The organism is Aminipila butyrica (assembly GCF_010669305.1).
GTDB classification, from domain to species: domain Bacteria; phylum Bacillota; class Clostridia; order Peptostreptococcales; family Anaerovoracaceae; genus Aminipila; species Aminipila butyrica.
In genome coordinates this window covers 1,464,041-1,485,418 of the sequence record NZ_CP048649.1, presented here as the reverse complement: position 1 = coordinate 1,485,418, position 21,378 = coordinate 1,464,041, and the positions used below count along the sequence as shown (strand labels likewise).

The window sequence follows — 21,378 nt, the reverse complement described above, 5'->3', positions numbered from 1 at the left end:
AGATGAAAAAGCATGCGATTATTCCAGTCTTCATTCCCCACGAAGGCTGCCCTAATGACTGTGTCTTCTGCAATCAAAAAAAAATTACTGCCCGCCAGCAGCCCATGCGCCCAGCGGACGTGACGAGCTTGGTAGAAAGCTATCTGCCTACCCTTACCGGACGGGGGCTGGAAACGGTGGAAATCGCCTTTTTCGGCGGCAGTTTCACGGGCTTACCCCTTGACCAGCAACAGGCTTATTTAGCTGTAGCCAAGGAATACAAAGACAAAGGTCTGGTCCACAAGATTCATCTATCTACCCGCCCGGACTATATCAATGAAGAGATCTTAGACAATCTGAACGCTTATGGGGTAGACATCATCGAACTGGGTGTCCAGTCCTTTGACGATCAAGTGCTAAAGGCCTCCAATCGAGGTCATGACAGCCAAATCGTCTATAAAAGCTGTCGGCTAATCCAGTCTTACGGCTTTCAGCTGGGTATCCAGCTGATGATTGGCCTCCCTAAAGACACCCACCAGACTTCCATCTATTCCGCTAAAGAGACCGTAAAAATCGGGCCCAGCCTAGCCCGGCTCTACCCGACCATTCTCATTGAGGACACAGAATTGCTGCAAATGCACCAGCGGGGCGAATACCAGCCACTTTCCCAAGAGCAGGCCCTAGCCACCGTCAAGGAAATGTACAAAATTCTCGATCAAGCAGGCATCCGCATTCTGCGGGTGGGATTGAAAAGTACCGATGTCATTCAAGAAGGTGGCGCTATTACCGGAAACACCTACCACCCGGCCTTCCGGCAGCTGGTAGAAGGAGAAATCGCCCGGGATATTTTAGAAGAAAAGCTACAAGCTTTGCTGGCTTGTCCCTCAAAGACTGCCCTTCTCCCCCCTGGCCAGAAAAGACAAGTCCGCTTTGAAAGCAATCCCCGATGTTTTTCGAATATGATTGGTAACCGACGCAGCAACCGGGATTACTTCACCGAAAAATATTCTCAAGTAGAAATTGCCTACACGGAAAATACTATTCTTGCAGACAACCAGTACAATGTGGTAGAATAACATAATATTATTGTAATTTTTTGTTTTTAATCACAAAAGGAGGATTTTATATATGAAAGCAGTTGTAACTGTCATCGGAAAAGATATGGTGGGTATTCTGGCTAAAGTCAGCACCACCTGTGCTAATGCTAACGCCAATGTAGTGGAGGTTACTCAATCCGTCTTACAGGAATACTTTGCCATGGTCATGCTCATCGACATCTCCAAGATGAACTGTGAACTGGATACCTTGCGGGAAGACCTGCAAAAGAACGTAGAGGGCATGACAATCCACGTGATGCACGAAGATATTTTTAACTCGATGCACCGCATCTAGAGAATGGGGAGGTACATGTAATGCTAAATATGACAGACATCATGGAAACCATCACCATGATACAGGATGAGAACCTGGACATACGGACTATCACTATGGGTATATCTCTGCTGGACTGCTGTGACAGCGACATCCAGCGTTCTTGCGAAAAAGTCTACGATAAAATTTATCGCTATGCCAAAGATCTGGTGAAGACTGGAAAAGACATCGAAAAGAAATATGATATTCCCATCGTCAACAAACGCATATCCGTTACGCCTATCGCCATGCTGGTAGGTGCTTCCGGCGGCGATCCGGTTCAGTACGCTAAGACCTTAGACCGAGTGGCCAAGGATGTGGGTGTTAACTTTATCGGCGGATTTTCCGCTCTGGTCCACAAGGGCTTTTCCCCTGGGGATAAGGCTTTGATTGAGTCCATTCCCCGTGCCCTGGCAGAAACAGACTTTGTCTGCTCCTCTGTCAACGTAGGCACCACCAAGGCTGGTATCAACATGGATGCCGTCAAGCTCATGGGCCGCATCGTTAAAGAAGCCGCCGAGGCCACCAAGGAAAATCAGTGCATCGGCGCGGCCAAGCTGGTAGTCTTCTGCAATGCACCTGAGGACAATCCATTTATGGCGGGCGCTTTTCACGGGCCCGGAGAACCAGATTGCGTCCTGAATGTAGGTGTTTCTGGACCAGGGGTAGTTCGAGCGGCCTTAGCTAAAATGCCGGATCATGCGGACCTGACTGAAGTAGCTGACATGATTAAAAAGACAGCTTTTAAGATTACAAGAATGGGCCAGCTGGTAGGTACCGAAGCCTCCAAACAGCTGGGAGTTCCTTTCGGTATCATTGACCTGTCTCTGGCCCCTACTCCGGCTATCGGAGATTCCGTGGCCTATATCCTAGAGGAAATCGGGTTGGAGCAGTGCGGTACTCACGGTACCACCGCCGCCTTGGCTATGCTTAACGACGCAGTAAAGAAGGGCGGCGTTATGGCCTCCTCCAACGTAGGCGGTCTATCCGGTGCCTTTATTCCCGTGACCGAAGATGCAGGCATGATTGCCGCAGCTAGAGACGGCAGCCTATCCATTGAAAAACTGGAGGCCATGACGGCGGTCTGCTCCGTAGGCCTGGATATGATTGTTATTCCGGGAGATACCCCGCCGGAAACCATTTCTGCAATCATCGCTGATGAAGCGGCTATCGGTATGGTCAACTCCAAGACTACGGCTGTGCGTGTAATCCCTGCCGTTGGCCTCAACGAGGGAGAAGAACTGGATTTCGGCGGACTGCTTGGCAACGGCCCGGTCATGAAGCTTCATAACAAATCTTCTGCAAAGATGATTAACCGTGGAGGCCGGATTCCTGCTCCTCTGCAAAGCTTAAAAAATTAAAAATACAGAGAACAGTCAAAAGGAGCCAATCTCCTGGGATATCACCCCAAAAAGATTGGCTCCTTTCTATTATGCAGAAAATATCCCTTTGTCCACAAGAAGAATAATTATACACCAATTATTTTTCGCACATTATGTCAACTATCGCATCTGTTCTGGGTCCTTTTTCCACAAGCCATAATTCCTTGTTTTTTCGCCCTTTCGCCACTTTTCCACATGATTCGCAAAAATTGTATACAATTTTATCCCAATGGGTCTGTGAATAAGTGTAATCCGTATACCCCTTTATTTTACTTTATCTCAGCTTTTTCTACATTTGTCAACAGCAAGTTATCCACAGGTTTACACCACTTGTTCACAAGAAGTTTTTTCAAAAAAACTTGACAAAAATCGCCTCTATTCTGCCTTAATTTTCTGTCTATTTTACCAACTTTTTTCCAGGCTGTCGGAAGACCTCACCCCAATTTGCCGGCCATTTCTTCAATCTTTTTTAAACGATGATTGATACCAGACTTCTTTAAAGGCGGATCCATCATTTCGGCCAACTCCTGTAGGGTAGACTCCGGGTGTTCCAACCGAAGCTGAGCTACCTCCCGCAGTTTGTCATTTAAAAAACCCAGCCCCTTTTTCTTCTCAATAAGGCGGATAGCCTCCACCTGCTTCTCCGAAGCATTCAGCGTCTTATCCAAGTTAGCATTGTCACAGTTATTGATTCGATTGGTCTTGTTGCGCATCTCTTTTAGTATGCGGATATCCTCCAGCTTTAATAACTGGCCATGGGCTTTGAGAATATTTAAAATATCGGCAATCTGCTCTGACTCCTTCACGTACACCACGTAATTCTTCTTTCGCTGAACCTGCTTGGCGTGAAGGTCTACAAAGCTGTTAATAAGCTTTTTCACATCTCCGGCTAGGGTTTGCGTACTGCACACAAATTCCATGTGGTACCCCTTTTCCGGGTCGCTGATGGTTCCAGCCCCTAAAAAGATTCCCCGCAAATAAGATTTTCGGCAGCACTTCGTTTTAATCAGCCCTTCATAGATGCCGTCGCTGATGACATTCATCCCTTCTCTGACCATGAGGATGCCGGTTTCCCGCAGGATCTGCTCGCTTCGTTCCTCCGGTCCGATGTTCAGCAGATAGGCATAGCCCTTTTTCAACGCTGTACCTTGGCTGATTTCCAGGTTGGCGTCCACATCGAAGTAATCTTTGATAATTTTTTTAAAATGCCGGGCAACCGCCGGATTTTCGGTGGTGAGAATTACATGAAACTTTCCACCTCCAGCCAGACGGATGCTTCCGCACATGCGAATAAAGCCTGCTATTTCCGCAAGCATACAGCATTTCTTCTCTGGCTCCAATCGAGCCAGCTCATTTTTTGTATCTACTGAAAACGACATATAAACAACATTCCCTCTTATATGAATTGCAAGTGCCATTCCTCTATGGATAGGCTGAAACAAAAAAGCGCCTCAACCTGATTTCCAGCTTGAAGCGCTCTCTTTTATACCTTGTTTATGCTTCTCTCTTCTTCAAGCTCAAGATTTCTCTAGCTTCGTCCGGAGTAGCAATTTCTCTTCCCAGAAGCTTAGCCAGTTCTACAACCTTGGCAACCATTTCGCCATTGCTCTTAGCCAGCACGCCTCTTTCCATGTACAGGTTATCTTCAAATCCAACTCGTACATGTCCGCCCAGGGAGATAGTCGCTGCTGCAATATGCCAAGCGTTCTTGCCCAGGCCAGTAGCCGTCCAAGTGGAACCAGCCGGAAGGCTTTCAACCATAAACAGTAAGTCTCTGATTGTAGCAGACATCTGTACGCCCAGTACGAAATCGAAGTGCATCGGGTGTACCAGCAGACCCTTCTTGTCTGCCTTTAAAGCTGTGTCGATCATGCCCTTATCGAAAACTTCCAGCTCTGGCTTGATGCCTCTTTCCTTCATAATCTTAGCAAAGTTAAAAATCGTGTTGTCGGTATTGATAAAGATGTCATCGCCGCCGAAGTTGCAAGTACCGCAGTCTAACGTAGCGAACTCTGGAGTTGGTTCAATCTCAGTGGACTGCAGACGCTCTAAGTCCGTCATACCAACTGCGCCCCCTGTAGATGGCTGAATGATAGCATCTGGGCACTCCTTGCGGATTGCATCTACGCACACCTGAAAACGATCCTTATCCTGTGTCGGTGTACCATCGTCTTCTCTAACGTGCAGGTGGATAACAGATGCGCCTGCATCATAAGCAGACTTGGCTTCTCTTACCACTTCCTCTACCGTATATGGAACAGCTGGATTCTGTTCCTTCGTTACTTCTGCTCCGCATATAGCAGCTGCAATAATTAATTTTTCCATAAGTAATTCCCTCCTAAATGGTTTTATAAAAATTCAGCATGGCCGATTTACAGGCGTAAACCCAGCCAGATTATAGTATACCATCACAAGTCCCGGTGCTCAATAGTTATTCGCAAACCTTGTTCCTTAAATTTTTTTGCGAAGACGTTGGCCATAGTCACGGAACGGTGCTGACCGCCGGTACAGCCAAAAGCCAGGTTCAAATGATACTTGCCTTCCCGCACGTAGCAGGGAATCATCTCGTTAAGCATCTGCTCCGCATGTTTGATAAAGGTCTGAGTTTCAGGGAACTTCAACACATAGTCTTGAATCTTCCTGCTGTTTCCCGTCAGTTTTTTCAGGCTGGGTACATAATAAGGGTTGGGAATAAAGCGCATATCAAAGACCATATCCGCCTCCAGGGGAATGCCGTGCTTATAACCAAAGGAGGAGATATTCAAAACAAATCCCGCTTCCTCCCCTTTAGCAAAGATATCTTTGATTTCCTCCCGCAGCCTGGCCGCCTTCATGTTGGAGGTGTCAATCACAAAATCTGAAATGGCCCGTATTTCTTTTAAGGCTTCCCGCTCCCGCTTTAAGCCCGACAGGGTCTCGCCGCCTTCTGCCAGCGGATGCTGCCGCCTAGTCTCGTTGAACCGCCGAATCAGGACCTCGTCCGAGGCCTCTAAAAATAAGACTTTGAAAGGAAGCCCCATGAGTTTTAAATCTTGCAGGCAAGGTTTCATTTCCTCGAAGAATTCTCCGCCTCGAATATCGGTTACAAAAGCAGCCTTTTCAATCGAACTCTTTTCACTCATAGCTAAGGTAATGAAATTTTTAATCAGAGCCGGGGGCATGTTATCAATGCAGTAAAAGCCTAAGTCTTCCAGACAGTTGGCTGCCTGAGATTTGCCCGCACCAGATAAACCTGTTATAATTACTGCTTCCATAATATGTTCAACCTTTCGCCTATATTTACAATTAATTCAATCATCTTCCAATTACTGCTTTATGGTAATTTTGTTGTAAATCTTTATACAATTATTATACCATAAATGAAGCATTAAAAACTATTGATATCTTTTTATTTTCAACGGGCTGATGTACAATCTACTTAGTTATTTACATTCAGTCCATTGCTGTCTCAAATTCGGTAAAGGAAACACGGCTGAGTGTCTTGTCTGGCCCATAATTTATTTTGTAGGAGGTTAAAAGATGGAAACCTATTCGAATTATCCAGTATTGGAGATTAATCTGGACGGCATCTACCACAATGCCAAAGCTGTAGTGGACATGTGCCGTGAAAAATCCATTCAGGTCACCGGCGTTGTAAAAGGAACCGATTCCTATGAAAACTCATACGCGCAGATTGCTGCACAAATGCTTCATGCAGGCTGTACCTCTATTGGGGATTCCAGAATCAATACTATCAAACGCATGCGACAGGAAAAAATAGACGCGCCTATTTTCTTGATTCGAGTCCCCATGGCCTGTGAGCTGAAAGATGTTATAACCTATACCGATATAAGCCTTAATTCAGAAATAGCAACGATTAAAGCACTCAATCAGATTGCCTATCAACAAAATAAAAATCATAAAGTCATACTTATGATGGATTTAGGCGATCTTCGCGAAGGCTATATCCAAGAGGAAGAACTGATAAAAGATGCTCTTTTTATTGAAAATCAGCTAAAGGATATCACCCTATATGGTGTCGGTACAAACTTAGGCTGTTTCGGATCGATTAAGCCTAACAACACCAACCTGAGCACGCTGGTTTCGATTGCCGATAAGATATCTGCTGCGATTGGACGAAAGCTTGATATCGTATCCGGAGGAGCAACCTCCACGTTGCCCCTGGTTTTGGATGGAACCATTCCAAAAGGGATTAATCACCTGCGGGTGGGCGAAGGCATTGTCAATGCCAGAGATCTACAAGACATTTGGGGATTGAAGCTTCCCATGCTCCGCCGAGATAATTATATGATTAAAGCGCAGGTCGTGGAAATAAAAGAAAAACCTTCCTACCCTATCGGCGAAATTTTTGTTGATGCCTTCGGCAATACGCCCGAATACTTCGATAAAGGTATCAGAAAAAGGGCCTTAATCGCTTTAGGGAAGCGGGATGTGGGTGATATTTTCAGTGTTCTTCCCAAATTAAAAGGTGCCACAGTGGAAGGTGGGAGCAGCGATCACTTAATCCTTGATGTCACGGACTGCGAATCCGAGATTTCCCTAGGCGACATTATCCCCTTTGAAGCTTGCTACGGTGCCATGATTCATGCCACCTATTCCAGCTCTGTAACTAAACAGTATATTTCCGTATAAGAAATAAATATCAATTGAAAAAATAAGGAGATCACAATCTGTGTCTCCTTATTTTTTATAGGTTCTCTCTTTTTATGAAATTATCTGTCTGAAACGAGCTCACTCCGCTGTCTTATACCCGCTGAATATTTACAATCCGCTCCAGATCCAGTCCAGCCTCTAAAGCCCGGTCTAACCCGCCTTCAAAGTCACCAATCCGGCTGGGGTGGTGCGCATCACTGCTGATGATAAAGCCTGCGTCAGTCAGGGCCGCTGTGCGAATTTCTTCCACAGTCAAGTGGTCGTGCCAGGTGCTGATTTCCATGAGGGTGCCACGCTTATCACAGGCCTTGGCTACCTCTAAAATATCGAAAGGTCCCTTATCACCTGGATGAGTTAATATCTTCAAATGGTTTTCATAAATGGACTGTACTGTCATTTCCGTATTCTTTTTTCTCAGCCGTTTCATGGCACGGCTGTCTCCCTGTCCCTGTTGCTCTTTGTGACGGTTCAGATAATTGCTGATGCAATAGCCATTAAAGACTCCATAATGGTAGCCCCCAATGACGAAATCATACTGGGCAAATTCATCTGGCTTCACGTCTAAATACCGCCACTTGTTGATGATATTCGCCTCCACACTGAGACAAATTTGGATTTGAGGAAATTCTTTCTTTAAGGCCTCAATCTCTTCTCTCATTTGGGGCACAGCATTGCGCTTCATACCATAAGTCAGGTGCCCTGGTCCGTGGTCTGTGATGGCAATCTTGCTCAGGCCTCTGTCCAAAGCGGCCAATACATTGTCTCGGATGGTGCCCTTCCCATGAGAATAGATGGTATGAGTATGCAGATCGTAAGTCATACGATAGCCTTTATATATACGAATGTCTGTTGGGTCTGCCATGGGTGTACTCCTTTCCCTTTTCTTTTCTGTGTATTTCTATCTTTGCTCTTTATAATCGCTTACATTCAATCTTCTCCTAGAATTCGCACCTCCGGCTCCAAATGGACGCCGAACTGATCATAAACCGTGTTCTGAATCAGTCTCATAAGCTGCAGAATATCTGCGGTGGTGGCCTCTCCGTTGTTGACAATGAATCCGGCGTGAAGCGGCGACACCTGAGCCCCCCCTACGCTGAGTCCCTTCAACCCCGCATCCTCTATCAGCTTTCCAGCATAATACCCTTCGGGCCTTTTGAAGAAGCTTCCGGCACTGGGAAGTTGAACTGGCTGCTTCGCATTCCGTCTATCCAGCAACTCTTTCATCCTGGCAAAAATGTCAGCCTTGTCCGCCGGCTGTAGTTGGAAACTGCCTCGAAGGATGATATCTCCACTCTTCTGAAAGGCACTGCGGCGGTAGCCAAGCTCTAAATCTGAACCAGACAGCTGGTAAGTTCGGCTGCCGTCTTTGGCCATAGCCGTGGCCGAAACCAAAATCTCCTTTACTTCGCTCCCATAGGCTCCTGCATTCATGAAAATGCCGCCGCCTATACTTCCGGGAATACCGCTGGCAAACTCCAGTCCGCTGAGCCCTTCCTCCATAGCGGCTTTCGCCGCAGCAGAAATTTTAGTTGCCGATCCTGCGGTCAGCTGAGTTCCTTCTGTCTCAATCTCCTGGAATCGGCTGCCCAGCTTAATGACCACGCCCCTATACCCACCGTCCTTTATCAGCACGTTAGAGCCGCTTCCCAATACCAGATGGGGAATCTGCTCTCTGTGAAGCACCGCCAAGGTCTGGGCCAGATGTGATTCATTCTCAGCGGTAACTAAAGCCTCCGCTCTTCCTCCTGTGCGAAAGGAGGTATGCAGGCTCATGGGAACCTGCGGCTCCACGGATCCTGTTGGTGAAAATTCGTTTATCTCTATTAATAGCGATTTCATATCCGGCTGTTTTTCAGCTCTCATTCAGTCTGTCCTCCCTGATTTCGCATTTCTATCAGTATATCATATTTTTTCTCTTTCTACACCGTTTTCTCTCATATCCAGCCTCTTTTTCCTGCAACCTATGCAAAAGTATTCACCCATTTTTTGGATATGTTTGCGAAGTATTTTCCTTATTTCTTAAAAATTTTTAAGTTTTTAGTTATTTTTCACAAAATTTATATTGATTTTTGTGTTTTGTCAAGGTATAATCATTTTTAAGTTTTGAATAAATAATGTTTTTTATGTATAAATTTTAGGAGGCACCCAAATGCAAAAAGAAAAAATTATCCTAGCCTATTCCGGGGGATTGGATACATCCATCATCCTGAGTTGGCTGAAAGAAAATTATAACTGTGATGTGATTGCCGTCTGCTGCAATGCCGGACAAAGAGAAGATTATGAAGCGATTGAGAAAAAGGCTTATGCTACAGGCGCATCAAAGGCTTACATACTAGATATCCAGGAAGAGTTCGTCAAAGACTTTATCTGGCCTACGTTAAAAGCCGGCGCCATCTACGAAAATGATTATCTGCTGGGTACCTCCATGGCCAGACCATTGATGGCCAAAAAGCTAGTAGAAATCGCTGAGGCCGAAGATGCCTACATCATCGCTCACGGCTGTACCGGAAAAGGCAACGACCAAGTGCGCTTTGAGAGCACCATCAAAGCCCTTAATCCAGCTATTCGCATCATCGCTCCATGGCGTACCTGGAATATGGAATCCCGTGAAGACCTGATCGAATATGCCACCTCTCACAACATTCCTATCGCTCAGACCGCGGAAAAGATTTATTCCCGGGACGAAAATATCTGGCACATCAGCCACGAAGGCGGTAATTTGGAAAATCCTTGGAACGAGCACAAGGATGACATTCATATTCTCAGCGTGCCAGTTGAGCAGGCACCGGACACCCCAACCCTTGTGGAAATTGGCTTTGAACAAGGGATTCCAGTGACGGTAAATGGAGAAAAGCTCAGCGATGTACAGATCTTGGAATCCCTCAACACCATGGGCAGTGCCAACGGTGTTGGCACCATCGACATCATTGAAAACCGGCTGGTAGGGATGAAATCCAGAGGGGTTTATGAGACGCCGGGAGGCACCATTTTATACAAGGCCCATTCCGCCCTGGAAAAGCTGATTTTAGATCGGGACACTATGCAGTATAAAAACATCGTGGCGCAAAAATATGCTCAACTGGTATATGACGGCCTGTGGTATACGCCAGTTCGTGAGGCCATCGCTGCCTTTGTAAACACCACACAACAAGATGTCACCGGAACAGTGAAGATGAAACTATATAAAGGAAGTGCTATTCCCGTAGCTTCCAAATCCCCTTATTCCCTATACAGTGAAGAATACGCAACCTTCAGCAAAGATGAAGTATACAATCAGAGCGATGCAGAAGGCTTTATTAACCTCTTCTCCTTGCCGCTGAAAATCCGTGCCATGCAGAAGCAGCAGCAATCTGGGGAGCAGAAAGGCAGCCACACATTAGAGAAAAAAATCCTTAAAGGCGGAGATTTCATTCGCTAATATAAAAAGAACGGACTTCCATCCGTTCTTTTTGTTATTCCTCGGTCATCTGCAGAAGCACGTCCAACTGATTAAAAACACTCCTCTCCAGGGCCTGATAGAAAGGATCCACATTTTGATGCTTTAAATAGTCCACGATAGACTGATTATATTCCCTCTCGCTTAGCCGTAACTGGAAGAGGGGGTACCCTTCTCTCAAGAGGCTGTAATACATCAGGATTCGCGCTGTTCCTTCGCAGTTCTGCTCAAAGGGATAAATTTCCAAAAATTTATGATGGAGATAAGCCGCCTTCAGAATAGCATTGCCCTTAGCCTCCTCTGCCCCATAACTCCAGCGGATAAAAAACTCCATCCGTTCGTCAACCTCCTGCCAGGGTGGCGGATTGTAGTCTAAGGTATAGACCAGCGGATTGCACCTACGCCAGCTAACAGGCTCTACCTCACTGTTAAAGCCGTGGAGTTCCTTTATGACCTGGAGGCTTAAATCACTTTGCAGCTCCAGTAACGACTCCATGTGGACCGCCAACTCCCGATACTGCTGAATGGCCATATGGTCCGCCAAGATTACCTCTGGCACAAACTCTTCTCGCAAAATCTGCTGAACCTGTTCTTTTTTTATGCAGCTCCCCTCCAGATGCAGGGACGTAAAGATGAGGTCTCTCAGCCCCGCTTCTTTTATTTCTATTCTTTTTTCCGTGCTATAGGGCTTTCTGTCGTTTAACATGGATCGCTTTTTCAAAATTTCCTGATACATGGTCCACCTCCCCATATGAGAATTTTTACATTCTTTCTTTTGTATATATTAACACATTATGATACAATTACATATACTTAAATACTATACCATGCAAGACTATACAAGCTGCGCCAAAGCATGGTCCAATGAACACTTCTGATGGCAACGCCTTTACGTGCAGAGGTTCATTATCTTCTAACAAAAAGGAGCTGTCTTTATGGCTGAATTTCAATTACCATTCTACTTGTACGACGTAAACCTGCTGTCCATAACCCTCCGGCTGCTGCTGGCTTTCCTTCTGGGAGGCATCATCGGGCTGGAGCGAGGCACTAACAATCATCCGGCAGGCTTTCGTACCCATATTCTGGTCTGTGTAGGAGCCACCTTAGCCATGCTGACCAATCAGTACATCTGCCAAAACCTAGCTCCCGGCTCTGATCCGGCTCGCCTGGGCGCCCAAGTTATCACCGGAGTGGGCTTTCTGGGCGTAGGCACCATATTTGTCACAGGGAAACACCGCATCAAAGGGCTGACCACCGCTGCTGGTTTATGGGCTTCTGCCTGTTTAGGGCTGGCTCTGGGTATTGGCTTTTATTCCGGAGCCTTAATCTCCGGACTGCTGATTTTTATCAGCCTGGCGGTACTGCCTAAAGTAGAAAACTATTTTTATCAACACGCTCGCGTAGTCAACCTATACGTGGAGATGGATTCTCTCCAAAACTTCAAGGATTTGGTGGCAACGGTGAAAGAGATGGATATTACCATCTTAGAAAACCACGTCAGCAGCTCAGGTCCTTTAGCTGGCAGCGGTGGTGCCGGCTTTCACCTGTCCATCAAGCTGCCAAAAAATCTTCATTTTGATGAAATAAGCGCTATGATGAACGAGTTTCAGGGAATGCTGTTATTAGAGCAGCTTTAAAATTACAGATAAGAGGGGTGATACATTGAATATGAACGATGCTACATTAAAAAAAATCATTGCTTTTGGGCTCAGGAACAAAGCGGAAATCCTGGCCTTGGCCGATTACTTTGAGCCGGAGGATATCGAAGACGGGTGCTTAAAGGTCCCGGATTACCTGGTCAATGTGGGGCTGAAAGAACGAATCATGTCTATACAGGCCTTACAGGAATACTTGAAAGATTATACTATGCTCTTCCAGAACGGCTGCATCATGTTAGACCTGCGGCTGAATTTGAAACAGCTGGGACCAGTGGCGGCTAAATACTTGTTTTCCATTAAGGATCTCCGCTTCTCAGAAGAAGGCACCAGAATTTACGCTTCATTTCAGGAGGATGTATCCTCCTTGGGCAATGTCATGCAATCTATGGCCTTGAAAGCAGCGATTTCCGGCGGTTCAGCCCTCCAACGGGCAATAAAATTGACCAAGGCTGATTTTATCTTTGTCGATCAACATCAATTGATGATTGATCTGAGCCGCATTGAACCAGTACAAAAAGCAGCTGAATTCTTTGAACTGCTCTATCTGGACAGCGCCGAAGGCTATCTAAAGTTTAAATTCTATTATGCGGGAGGCGAAAAAGGTTGAAGCTATTAGTAATCAGCGATACCCACGGCAATCTGGAGAAGGCCTTTCAGGTCTACGAACAACTTTCCGGCGTGGACGTGCTCATCCATCTGGGGGACTGCCAGCGGGATGCTCAAGAGTTGAAACGCCGATTGGGGGTGGACATCATCTCTGTTCGAGGCAATATGGATAGAGCTTACGGTCCCAACGAGTTTACCGTTTTTCCAACAGAATGCGGCAAACTCTACCTGTCTCATGGCCACATGGAAAATGTGAAGATGTCCTATCAAAACATCCTTTACCGAGCCGAAGAGGAAGGCTGCGTAGCAGCCCTCTTTGGCCACACACATAAGCCGCTGTTTGCAGAAGTGGAGGGCCTCTATCTGGTTAACCCCGGAAGCCTATCTTTACCTGCGACGGGCGGTCCAGGCACCTATGCCTTGTTGACTACATCCCCAGAAGGGCTGGAAGGCGCCATATGGCCGCTGGATTCGGACAGGCCCTTATTCGGCTCCAGCAGAAGCGGACAACCTGCCAACACTAGAGAAGCTTCGGAGAGAACCACCACTCCATCCGAAGTCAATCAAGCCCCGGTGCTAGAATCTCCGGGGAAAAAATCCTCTTCAAAAGCAAGCAGGGTTCAGGGCGGATACCTGCGGAAACTTTTAAACTACAGTGACCGATTTTAAGAGAAGACAGTCGTCCCCCATTTATAATTTTTAAGAATAAACGGCAACAGGACCGAAAAATAACGTATGCTATTTTTTCCGGTCCTGTTTTTATCTCTTCTCTTGATTCCAATCTGCATACCGCCTTTATAACGGGCAATTACTATGCAAGATTGCCTCAATTTCCTCCCGTAATTCAATGAACACCGCAGCAATCTCTGGGTCAAAATGCGTGCCGCTGCCTTCAGCGATGATCGCAAAGGCCTCCTGACTATCCATGGGCTCTTTGTAACAACGCCGGGATACCAAAGCATCAAATACGTCAGCTACTGCCATGATTCTGGCACTTAACGGAATATCCTGTCCCTTTATCCCTTTCGGATAGCCGCTGCCATCCCATTTTTCGTGGTGGCTGGTAGCAATGTCATAGGCAATGTCGATAAACTCCTGCTTCTCAATCTTTGCCATCGTGGAGTTTATGACCCGCCCTCCCTGCTCAGCGTGCTTCTTCATCACCTCAAACTCTTTATTGGTCAGCTTGCCAGGCTTTTTCAAGATGACATCAGGAATATAAATCTTTCCTACATCGTGCATAGGTGCCGCCTTGTAAAGAGTCTCTATGTATTCCTTATCTAAAATATATTCAAACCTTCCCTTCTCTCTCAAGGCTCTGGCAATCAACTCCACATATTCACTGGTCCGCTTAATATGGCCTCCGGTGCTGTCATCCCGCTCCTCAATGAGATTGGCCATGCCGATGATTACTTCTTGTTGGATAGCCATCAGTTCTTGCTGCTTCCGAGCAAGTTCTTCCGCCTGCTGTAAAATTTTCATGGACTGATCGCGAACAGCCTTCTCCAGGTTCTTCTTGTATAGCTGCAATTCCAAAGTCCGATTGATGCGGTTTTGAATGACCTCTGGGACAAATGGCTTCGAGATAAAATCCACGGCGCCCATATTAAAGCATTTAGCCTCCGTGTGAGGGTTTCCGTCAGCCGTCAAAAAAATTACAGGAATTTCTCGCCATTCCGGATTCTTTTTTAATTCCTCCATGACTGCAAACCCATCCATATCCGGCATATTAATATCCAGCAGAATTAAATCCGGTATCGCTAGGGATAGAAACTGCAATGCCTTTCCCCCTGACAAGGCCGCACCTACCCGATACTCTTTTTCCAAAATCGTCTGAGCGATTTTGATATTTGACCGATTATCGTCCACAATAAGAATCATTTGCCGCATTCTGCCTTACCTCCAGACATAACTCACATCAAGCATATTTCAACTGCCTCATCTCTGTTTCGCGCCCCGGCATCAACCGGGAGTTCTCTTTCGGGGCTAAAACCGCCCCAGCAAAAGGTGGATTGTCTTTTTTGCTTCTTCATATTCGAAATTTTCTAGCTTATGACTGATATCCTGCATATCATCAGCCAGCAGCAAGCCCTGACAGGACTTTTCCCAAAGTTCTTCCAAAATCCTCTGAGCTTCCATTCGCTCAAAGGTACTGATGGACTCATCCAAAGCCAGCAGCCGCTCTTTCAGCAACGGCACCGGGATTGCCTGCTCAGCCCTTTCCGCATCCATCTTTACGCCTTCCCCTTGAACAGCACACTTTTTTTCAATCCTGTGTAAATAGGAGCGAATCTGTTCTAGTACCTTCTCATACATTTCACACAGTTTCCCATGATGCTGGAAAATATAGTCCACTTCCCCTGACTTCGCTGCCGTCTCTAAGCGCTCTGCCCCTTTCGACAGCTCTTCTGCACCGACCCCCAGGGAAGTACTCTTCAAACCATGCACTAAAATAGCATACAACTTCCAATCTGCCGCCTTGTACGCGGCCTCTATATTCTGGAGAAATTCTGGCCCCATCTGCGCATAGATGTGCAAAATCTCCAAATACTTTTCCGGCTGGCCTCCCGAGTAGGCTAATCCAATCTCTCTATTGATATAGTCTTCTAGGCCTGTTTCTTCCTCCTTGCCGCTACCCTCCTGCTGGATAATTTTTTCCGGCACCTCCACGAGATGGACCAACTCTGGCGGTAAATATTCCAACAGAATCCGCTCCAGTTTGCTGCCCTCTATAGGCTTGGACAGGTAATCAGTAAAACCATAGTCCAAATACATCTTTTTGGCATTTGAAATAGCATTAGCAGTCAAGGCAATAACCGGAGCTGCCTTACTGAGGTTGCCGCTGAGGGTCTTCATTCGCTCAAACGTCTCCAGTCCATCTAACTCAGGCATCATATGGTCCATAAAGATTACGTGATACGTGTTCTTGGTGACTTTTTCCAGACATTCTCGTCCGCTGCTGGCTGTATGAATCTGCAATTTTGTGTTCTTAAGCAGTCCCGTCACCACCGCCAGATTCATGGCGTTATCATCTACGATAAGGATTTTTCCCTCTGGCGCAGTAAAACTTTCCTTATAATGGCGGCGCTGCTTTACGCTGTTTTCATATTTTTCCTGAAAGTCGCCGACTCCCTCATAGCTGATTACCTTCTGGGGGATGACCGCGGAAAATATGGATCCTCTCCCATAGACGCTTCGAACGCTCAGTTGGCCTGCCATCATGTCCAACAAGCTCTTTGTAATGTTCAGTCCCAGTCCAGTGCCCTCAATACTGCCGTTGCGCCCCTCATCTAACCGAGTAAAAGATATAAACAGCAAATTCAGTTCTTCCGGCCGGATACCGATGCCCGTATCCTCTACTTCTACCAGCAGCTCGATCTGCTGTTCATCCAGCTTTCTCCAGCCAACATGAAGAATGACTGTGCCTTCCTTGGTATATTTTACTGCATTAATCAAGAGATTTCCTATGATCTGGGTGATTCGCCGCTCATCTCCCCATAGCCTGTGAGGAATATCTGGGACGATATCCAGTTTCAACTCCAACCCTTTTTCCTCCAGCCTGCCAGCAATCATGTTAATCAGATCACTGAGCATGGAGCAGAGTTCATATTCCACAGGCATGATCTCCATCTTGCCCGATTCAATTTTAGAAAAATCCAGAATGTCGTTGACCAAGGATAGCAACATCTTTCCGGCATTGCGAATGTTCACCGCATATCTGGAGATATTTTCGCCTTCGGCCTCCCGTAGAATCAATTCATTCATCCCCAACATGGCGTGAATAGGCGTGCGAATCTCGTGGGACATGTTGGCCAGGAAATCCGACTTAGCTTTCGATGCAGATTCAGCAAGGCTCACTGGTTTCAGCAAGGCTCGTACCACTACAGATACGCTCAAAAAGCTGATGATAAAGCTCAAGACCACCATAATCAACGCAAATTCTACCAACAGGCTTCGCACCGCTTTAGCCCAGACACTTTCTGCGATAGCAATGCCCACGTACCAGCCACAGCTCTCTACCTGACTGACAAAAAAGGCCCTGGTTTCACCGTCGTAGTCCTCAATCCAAAGCAACTGCCGCGGCTCAGCTCCATTGTCAATAGCCGTGATTAGCTCCTCATAGGGATTTCCCTCCAGCTGAGCTAAGGACAAAGGGGCAGCATTCACATAACCAAAATCTTCGTTGGGGTGAACCACCAAACCGTAGTCACTATCCAGCAGAAAGCCATAAGAATCCTCTGGAACCTCCATGGCATTGATGGTGTCTACCATCTGATCCACAAAAATATCCACCGCTAATACGCCTTTCAGCTCCCCGTCAATCACCACCTCTCTGGAAATAGTGATAATTTCCCGCTTAGTATCAGTATCCATATAAGCCGTTTGTACCGATAGCTTGTGGGTGGTGGTAGGCGCCGTATACCATTTTCGTTTGGTGTAATCCATAGTACCGTCCGGCACAAAATCCGTGGCACAAACCATATAGCTGTCAGGATATTGAAAAAATACGTCATAGATGGCGTCGTCCGGATTATTGTGCTTTAGCATGTCCTGAAAATACGTATGCAAATATTCCCGATCTAAATTGTTCACCAAAATGACGGATTCTGTTAAAGTATTTAAAAAAACAGCCTTTTCCCAAATCCAGTTGTTAATTTGGTTCGCGTAATTAGAGGCCAAAATTTCAGCATTCTCCGTGCTCTTAGCCTTCAGTTCGTTAGAGGCCGCGTAATAGCCTATAAAGGCGGTTAAGGTGATACAAGTCAAACAAATGAAACATACAATAATCGTAAACTTCTTTTGTACATTCATGGGCGGTACCTCTTTTGTTTTTTCACACACGATAGAGCCGTAACGTTCATTTTCCCTTCAGGTCTATTCTACCATTAAATTACAATTAGGGCTAGCCTTTATTCAGATTTTTCTCTCAAACTTTCTCCATAAAAAAACAGCCTGCACCAAAATTTTGAAGAATTCTTCTTTTTTGATGCAAGCTGCTTTATCAGCAGGGAGATATACCGCGCATGTAATATTGTCCAATCCGACTCCAGTTCACCACATTGAACCAGTCGTCGATATAATCAGCCCGTTTATTGTAATGTTTCAAGTAATACGCGTGTTCCCATACGTCAATATTTAAAATAGGGGTGTAGTGACAGGGAAGCGGCACATCCTGATTAGCCGTCGTGACGATTTTCAGTTCTTTTTCGGGAGTCAAGACCAGCCAGGCATAGCCTGATCCAAACACAGACAGAGCGGCCTCTTTGAACTGCTGTTTAAATTCTTCAAAGCTGCCAAACGTGTTTATAATGGCAATCCCTAAATGATCGGCAGGCCTGCCATCGTTCACCTTTCCCAACTGACTGAAGTAAAATTGATGGTTGAATACGCCTCCTGCATTATTAATAATGGGCTGGCGAATTTCCTCTGGGAAAAGATCTGCATTGCAGATAAGCTGGACTAGCGTCATATCCTGCAATTCAGGATAGTCTTTTAGAATATTATTCAGATTATCCACATAAGTCTGCAAATGCCGATTGTGGTGCAGTTCCATGGTCTTCGCATCAATATAAGGCTCTAGTGCATCGTAGGCATAAGGTAAAGGGGTATTAACAAATTTGTAATGCTGGTTATTTTGAAGCATGCTTTCACCTCGCTTTTATTTCAAATTTGATATTTTGTCCATATCGCTTGCCAGTGATATTTTCTCCATAATAGAATCTATGGCAGTCTGCCCCTATTTATGCCTGTGTTGTTTTGAACTCTTCTTGGAGCCGCTTAAGAATAGCTTCATCTGCCGGACAAAATTCATACTGAGGAATGTCCTGAGGATGAATCCAGCAGAGTGCTTCGTGCTCCAATCGCTGTAAAACACCACTCTGGACAGTGCCGTTAAAAAGAACCAGATGAACGGTTATATCTGCATATTCGTGAACAACTTCCATAAACACATGCCCAAGTGAAACAGTCACACCTAATTCTTCCCTACATTCCCGAATTAAAGCCTGCTCCCTCGTCTCCCCGACCTCCACCTTACCGCCTGCAAACTCCCAAAGGAGGCCCCGGGCTTTGTGAGCAGGACGCTGGCATATTAAAAATTTATCTCCCTCCCACAAGAGAGCGGCTACAACTTCTACCATCGGATAATCCCTTCCAATTAAAATATTGTTATAACGTCTTCCAAGCCCTATAAGGCCTTTCCGGCCAAAACTTCTTTATAATCCTGTAAATTCCTGGCCAGCAGCTCTGGCGTATCTAAGTGGTAGGGACATTTTTTTACACATTGTCCGCAGTGAATACAGTTTTCAATCTTGCTCATTTTCTCTTGAACAGCCTCCGTCAGTTGAAGTTCAGAAGGGGAACGCCGAAGAAGCAGGGACATTCTGGCGCAATTATTGATTTCAATCCCCACGGGACAGGGCAGGCAATATCCACAGCCCCGGCAAAAATTTCCCGCCAGGGAATCTCGGTCCTCATCGATGATGGTCTGTAACGCTTTCGTCATCATCGGCGGATTTTCTATGTAAGATAAAAATTCCTCCAATTCCGCTGCCTGCTGGACACCCCAAATAGGCAGTACATTTTCATATTGTGCCACAAAAGCATAAGCTGCCGCCGAATTTGTAATCAGCCCTCCCGATAGAGCTTTCATCGCGATAAAACCCATGTCCGCCTCCTGACAACGGCTGACCATCCTTATTTCTTCTGGCGTGGCTAAGTAACAAAAAGGAAATTGAAGTGTCTCATATAAGCCAGATTCTATCGCTTCCTCCGCAATGCCCAACCGGTGATTGGTTATACCAATATGTCTGATTTTTCCCTGCTCTTTCGCTTCCAGCATGCACTCATAAACCCCGCTTTCATCCCCAGGCTTTGGACAAAATTCTGGATTGTGGAATTGATAGATATCCAAGTAATCCGTCTGTAGATTCCCAAGGGTGGTTTCTAAATCCTGCCAAAATGCCGCCCTAGTTACTGCCGCTGTTTTCGAGGCAATAAATACCTTGTCTCGAACCTTTTTCAAGGCCAGGCCCAGTTTATGCTCACTATCTGTATAAAATCTTGCCGTGTCAAAAAAGGTCATGCCCTGGTCGTAGGCTCTGCAAATAAGGCTTACCGCTTCTTCATCGCTGATTCGCTGAATCGGAAGCGCACCAAAGCCATTCCTATTTGTCACAATCTCCGTTTTTCCTAATCTAACTGTCTCCATATCTGTATTCTCCTTATCGGTTCAATGATTTAAAATTCGCTTCCTCTCTTATGCAGAAAAGAAAAAATATGGAGGGCCATAAAAGCCATCCATATTTGTTGGTGGAGAATAGGGGGATCGAACCCCTGACCTCCGCATTGCGAACGCGGCGCGCTCCCAGCTGCGCTAATTCCCCAGATTGTTTAACTTATGTTGAAATTTTATATTCCGAGGTTTATTGTAGCACAAAAAATTTTAGGGAGCAATATTATTCAAAGAAAATTCCCACAATTACCGTCTTCGCGAAGGAAAATCAGGTTTGCGTTTGTTATAAAAGGCATCCAGGCCTTCCTTGGCATCCGGGTTCATAAATACCTTGTATCCCAATAAAGCTTCTGTATCAAAGGCCTGATCCATAGGCAGGCTTAAAAGCTTGATAACAGCTTCCTTAGCCCCTTGTACAGCCACCGGGCTCCGTTCCGTTATTCGCTCTGCCAGCTTGAAAGCTTGGCTTAGTAACTCTTTCGGCTTCACAACGTAATTCAGTATCCCGTATTCTAAAGCTTCCTGGGCAGTAATGCTCTTTCCTGTCAAAATCAGTTCCATCGCTTTGGCATATGGAATCTGCCTGGCCAGTCTGACTAAAGTTCCGCCGGCAGGTACTACGCCGAGGCCCACCTCCGGCAATGAAAATAGCGCCTCTTCAGAAGCTAAGCGGATATCGGTTGAAAAAAGGATTTCAAAGCCGCCTCCCATACAAAATCCGTTGACCGCGGCAATAATCGGTTTATACATAGGCGTATGCTTCAAATGGGCATCATCCCATTCGCTGATGTAATGGCCGGCCGCCAAGTGGGGAATGGATTCTGTCAAATCAGCGCCGACACAGAAAGCTTTTTCGCCAGCTCCCGTTAAAATACATACGGAAACCTCTGGACTATTTCCCGCCTCTTTAAAAGCGTTTGCCAGCTCTTCATACATCTGAAGAGTCAGTGCGTTTAATTTTTCAGGCCGATTGATTGTTATTAAAGCCACGCCATGTTGAACATCATACTGAATGGACAT

The 21,378-nt window shown here is 46.0% G+C and carries 20 protein-coding genes and 1 tRNA gene; 8 read left to right on the top strand and 13 right to left on the bottom strand.

Going from position 1 to position 21,378, the window contains the following annotated elements; genetic code table 11:
* The first annotated feature begins 2 nt into the window (after window positions 1-2).
* From Ami103574_RS07060 to Ami103574_RS07050, 3 genes are read left to right on the top strand one after another with little or no spacing between them, the layout of a single operon-like run.
* Entirely contained in the window at window positions 3-1,055 is a 1,053-nt protein-coding gene (locus Ami103574_RS07060) for an elongator complex protein 3 (RefSeq protein WP_163066048.1), read from the top strand.
* Window positions 1,056-1,107: 52 nt separating this feature from the next.
* Complete coding sequence (locus Ami103574_RS07055; protein WP_163066046.1) at window positions 1,108-1,371, top strand: ACT domain-containing protein; 264 nt, start codon at window positions 1,108-1,110, stop codon at window positions 1,369-1,371.
* Window positions 1,372-1,391: 20 nt separating this feature from the next.
* The gene (locus Ami103574_RS07050; RefSeq protein ID WP_163066044.1) at window positions 1,392-2,750 is read left to right on the top strand and encodes a PFL family protein; all 1,359 of its coding nucleotides are present in this window, start codon (window positions 1,392-1,394) and stop codon (window positions 2,748-2,750) included.
* 455 nt (window positions 2,751-3,205) lie between these two features.
* On the opposite strand, the gene whiA is transcribed toward Ami103574_RS07050, so the two are convergent.
* From whiA to rapZ, 3 genes are all read right to left on the bottom strand, one after another.
* The gene (whiA, locus tag Ami103574_RS07045; RefSeq protein ID WP_163066042.1) at window positions 3,206-4,150 is read right to left on the bottom strand and encodes a DNA-binding protein WhiA; all 945 of its coding nucleotides are present in this window, start codon (window positions 4,148-4,150) and stop codon (window positions 3,206-3,208) included.
* Between the two features lie 115 nt (window positions 4,151-4,265).
* Window positions 4,266-5,096, bottom strand: a complete 831-nt coding sequence (gene kce / locus Ami103574_RS07040; RefSeq protein ID WP_163066040.1) for a 3-keto-5-aminohexanoate cleavage enzyme — start codon at window positions 5,094-5,096, stop codon at window positions 4,266-4,268.
* Between the two features lie 83 nt (window positions 5,097-5,179).
* Window positions 5,180-6,025 carry an RNase adapter RapZ gene (rapZ, locus tag Ami103574_RS07035; protein ID WP_163066038.1) on the bottom strand — a complete coding sequence of 282 codons (846 nt, stop codon included), beginning with the start codon at window positions 6,023-6,025 and terminating at the stop codon, window positions 5,180-5,182.
* 265 nt (window positions 6,026-6,290) lie between these two features.
* Here rapZ and Ami103574_RS07030 point away from each other — a divergent pair, with 265 nt between their 5' ends.
* Window positions 6,291-7,403 carry an alanine racemase gene (locus Ami103574_RS07030; RefSeq protein WP_163066036.1) on the top strand — a complete coding sequence of 371 codons (1,113 nt, stop codon included), beginning with the start codon at window positions 6,291-6,293 and terminating at the stop codon, window positions 7,401-7,403.
* 112 nt (window positions 7,404-7,515) lie between these two features.
* On the opposite strand, the gene Ami103574_RS07025 is transcribed toward Ami103574_RS07030, so the two are convergent.
* On the bottom strand, window positions 7,516-8,286 hold the full coding sequence (locus tag Ami103574_RS07025; protein ID WP_163066034.1) for a PHP domain-containing protein: 771 nt from the start codon (window positions 8,284-8,286) through the stop codon (window positions 7,516-7,518).
* A gap of 65 nt (window positions 8,287-8,351) precedes the next feature.
* Window positions 8,352-9,287 (bottom strand): UDP-N-acetylmuramate dehydrogenase, encoded by a 936-nt coding sequence (gene murB / locus Ami103574_RS07020; RefSeq protein ID WP_246213213.1) that lies wholly within the window; start codon window positions 9,285-9,287, stop codon window positions 8,352-8,354.
* Window positions 9,288-9,573: 286 nt separating this feature from the next.
* Here murB and Ami103574_RS07015 point away from each other — a divergent pair, with 286 nt between their 5' ends.
* Window positions 9,574-10,842, top strand: a complete 1,269-nt coding sequence (locus Ami103574_RS07015; RefSeq protein ID WP_163066032.1) for an argininosuccinate synthase — start codon at window positions 9,574-9,576, stop codon at window positions 10,840-10,842.
* Window positions 10,843-10,876: 34 nt separating this feature from the next.
* Here Ami103574_RS07015 and Ami103574_RS07010 read toward each other — a convergent pair whose 3' ends face one another.
* Entirely contained in the window at window positions 10,877-11,596 is a 720-nt protein-coding gene (locus Ami103574_RS07010; RefSeq protein ID WP_163066030.1) for a Fic family protein, read from the bottom strand.
* A 199-nt stretch (window positions 11,597-11,795) separates the two neighbouring features.
* Here Ami103574_RS07010 and Ami103574_RS07005 point away from each other — a divergent pair, with 199 nt between their 5' ends.
* From Ami103574_RS07005 to Ami103574_RS06995, 3 genes are read left to right on the top strand one after another with little or no spacing between them, the layout of a single operon-like run.
* Window positions 11,796-12,497, top strand: coding sequence for an MgtC/SapB family protein (locus Ami103574_RS07005; RefSeq protein WP_163066028.1), 702 nt, complete (start codon window positions 11,796-11,798; stop codon window positions 12,495-12,497).
* Window positions 12,498-12,528: 31 nt separating this feature from the next.
* Window positions 12,529-13,125, top strand: coding sequence for a hypothetical protein (locus Ami103574_RS07000; protein WP_163066026.1), 597 nt, complete (start codon window positions 12,529-12,531; stop codon window positions 13,123-13,125).
* Window positions 13,122-13,793 (top strand): metallophosphoesterase family protein, encoded by a 672-nt coding sequence (locus tag Ami103574_RS06995; RefSeq protein WP_163066024.1) that lies wholly within the window; start codon window positions 13,122-13,124, stop codon window positions 13,791-13,793. The genes Ami103574_RS07000 and Ami103574_RS06995 overlap by 4 nt, the downstream gene beginning before the upstream one ends.
* A 126-nt stretch (window positions 13,794-13,919) precedes the next feature.
* Here Ami103574_RS06995 and Ami103574_RS06990 read toward each other — a convergent pair whose 3' ends face one another.
* From Ami103574_RS06990 to Ami103574_RS06960, 7 genes are all read right to left on the bottom strand, one after another.
* Window positions 13,920-15,014, bottom strand: a complete 1,095-nt coding sequence (locus Ami103574_RS06990) for an HD domain-containing phosphohydrolase (RefSeq protein ID WP_163066022.1) — start codon at window positions 15,012-15,014, stop codon at window positions 13,920-13,922.
* A gap of 96 nt (window positions 15,015-15,110) precedes the next feature.
* Window positions 15,111-17,936 (bottom strand): hybrid sensor histidine kinase/response regulator, encoded by a 2,826-nt coding sequence (locus Ami103574_RS06985; RefSeq protein WP_163066020.1) that lies wholly within the window; start codon window positions 17,934-17,936, stop codon window positions 15,111-15,113.
* Window positions 17,937-18,126: 190 nt separating this feature from the next.
* Window positions 18,127-18,768 carry a superoxide dismutase gene (locus Ami103574_RS06980; RefSeq protein ID WP_163066018.1) on the bottom strand — a complete coding sequence of 214 codons (642 nt, stop codon included), beginning with the start codon at window positions 18,766-18,768 and terminating at the stop codon, window positions 18,127-18,129.
* 97 nt (window positions 18,769-18,865) lie between these two features.
* Window positions 18,866-19,264 (bottom strand): (deoxy)nucleoside triphosphate pyrophosphohydrolase, encoded by a 399-nt coding sequence (locus Ami103574_RS06975; RefSeq protein WP_163066016.1) that lies wholly within the window; start codon window positions 19,262-19,264, stop codon window positions 18,866-18,868.
* A 47-nt stretch (window positions 19,265-19,311) separates the two neighbouring features.
* Window positions 19,312-20,334: an aldo/keto reductase gene (locus Ami103574_RS06970; protein WP_163066014.1), complete on the bottom strand. Its 1,023-nt coding sequence runs from the start codon at window positions 20,332-20,334 to the stop codon at window positions 19,312-19,314.
* A gap of 99 nt (window positions 20,335-20,433) precedes the next feature.
* Window positions 20,434-20,509 (bottom strand) — tRNA-Ala (locus Ami103574_RS06965).
* Window positions 20,510-20,604: 95 nt separating this feature from the next.
* A complete protein-coding gene (locus tag Ami103574_RS06960; RefSeq protein ID WP_163066012.1) occupies window positions 20,605-21,378 on the bottom strand; it encodes an enoyl-CoA hydratase/isomerase family protein in 774 nt (257 codons plus the stop codon).

Coding starts and splice junctions, on each gene's coding strand:
- Ami103574_RS07060 (WP_163066048.1), top strand. CDS start 3: ATGAAAAAGCATGCGATTATTCCAGTCTTCATTCCCCACGAAGGCTGC.
- Ami103574_RS07055 (WP_163066046.1), top strand. CDS start 1,108: ATGAAAGCAGTTGTAACTGTCATCGGAAAAGATATGGTGGGTATTCTG.
- Ami103574_RS07050 (WP_163066044.1), top strand. CDS start 1,392: ATGCTAAATATGACAGACATCATGGAAACCATCACCATGATACAGGAT.
- whiA (WP_163066042.1), bottom strand. CDS start 4,150: ATGTCGTTTTCAGTAGATACAAAAAATGAGCTGGCTCGATTGGAGCCA.
- kce (WP_163066040.1), bottom strand. CDS start 5,096: ATGGAAAAATTAATTATTGCAGCTGCTATATGCGGAGCAGAAGTAACG.
- rapZ (WP_163066038.1), bottom strand. CDS start 6,025: ATGGAAGCAGTAATTATAACAGGTTTATCTGGTGCGGGCAAATCTCAG.
- Ami103574_RS07030 (WP_163066036.1), top strand. CDS start 6,291: ATGGAAACCTATTCGAATTATCCAGTATTGGAGATTAATCTGGACGGC.
- Ami103574_RS07025 (WP_163066034.1), bottom strand. CDS start 8,286: ATGGCAGACCCAACAGACATTCGTATATATAAAGGCTATCGTATGACT.
- murB (WP_246213213.1), bottom strand. CDS start 9,287: ATGAGAGCTGAAAAACAGCCGGATATGAAATCGCTATTAATAGAGATA.
- Ami103574_RS07015 (WP_163066032.1), top strand. CDS start 9,574: ATGCAAAAAGAAAAAATTATCCTAGCCTATTCCGGGGGATTGGATACA.
- Ami103574_RS07010 (WP_163066030.1), bottom strand. CDS start 11,596: ATGTATCAGGAAATTTTGAAAAAGCGATCCATGTTAAACGACAGAAAG.
- Ami103574_RS07005 (WP_163066028.1), top strand. CDS start 11,796: ATGGCTGAATTTCAATTACCATTCTACTTGTACGACGTAAACCTGCTG.
- Ami103574_RS07000 (WP_163066026.1), top strand. CDS start 12,529: ATGAACGATGCTACATTAAAAAAAATCATTGCTTTTGGGCTCAGGAAC.
- Ami103574_RS06990 (WP_163066022.1), bottom strand. CDS start 15,014: ATGCGGCAAATGATTCTTATTGTGGACGATAATCGGTCAAATATCAAA.
- Ami103574_RS06985 (WP_163066020.1), bottom strand. CDS start 17,936: ATGAATGTACAAAAGAAGTTTACGATTATTGTATGTTTCATTTGTTTG.
- Ami103574_RS06980 (WP_163066018.1), bottom strand. CDS start 18,768: ATGCTTCAAAATAACCAGCATTACAAATTTGTTAATACCCCTTTACCT.
- Ami103574_RS06975 (WP_163066016.1), bottom strand. CDS start 19,264: ATGGTAGAAGTTGTAGCCGCTCTCTTGTGGGAGGGAGATAAATTTTTA.
- Ami103574_RS06970 (WP_163066014.1), bottom strand. CDS start 20,334: ATGGAGACAGTTAGATTAGGAAAAACGGAGATTGTGACAAATAGGAAT.
- Ami103574_RS06960 (WP_163066012.1), bottom strand. CDS start 21,378: ATGTCCATTCAGTATGATGTTCAACATGGCGTGGCTTTAATAACAATC.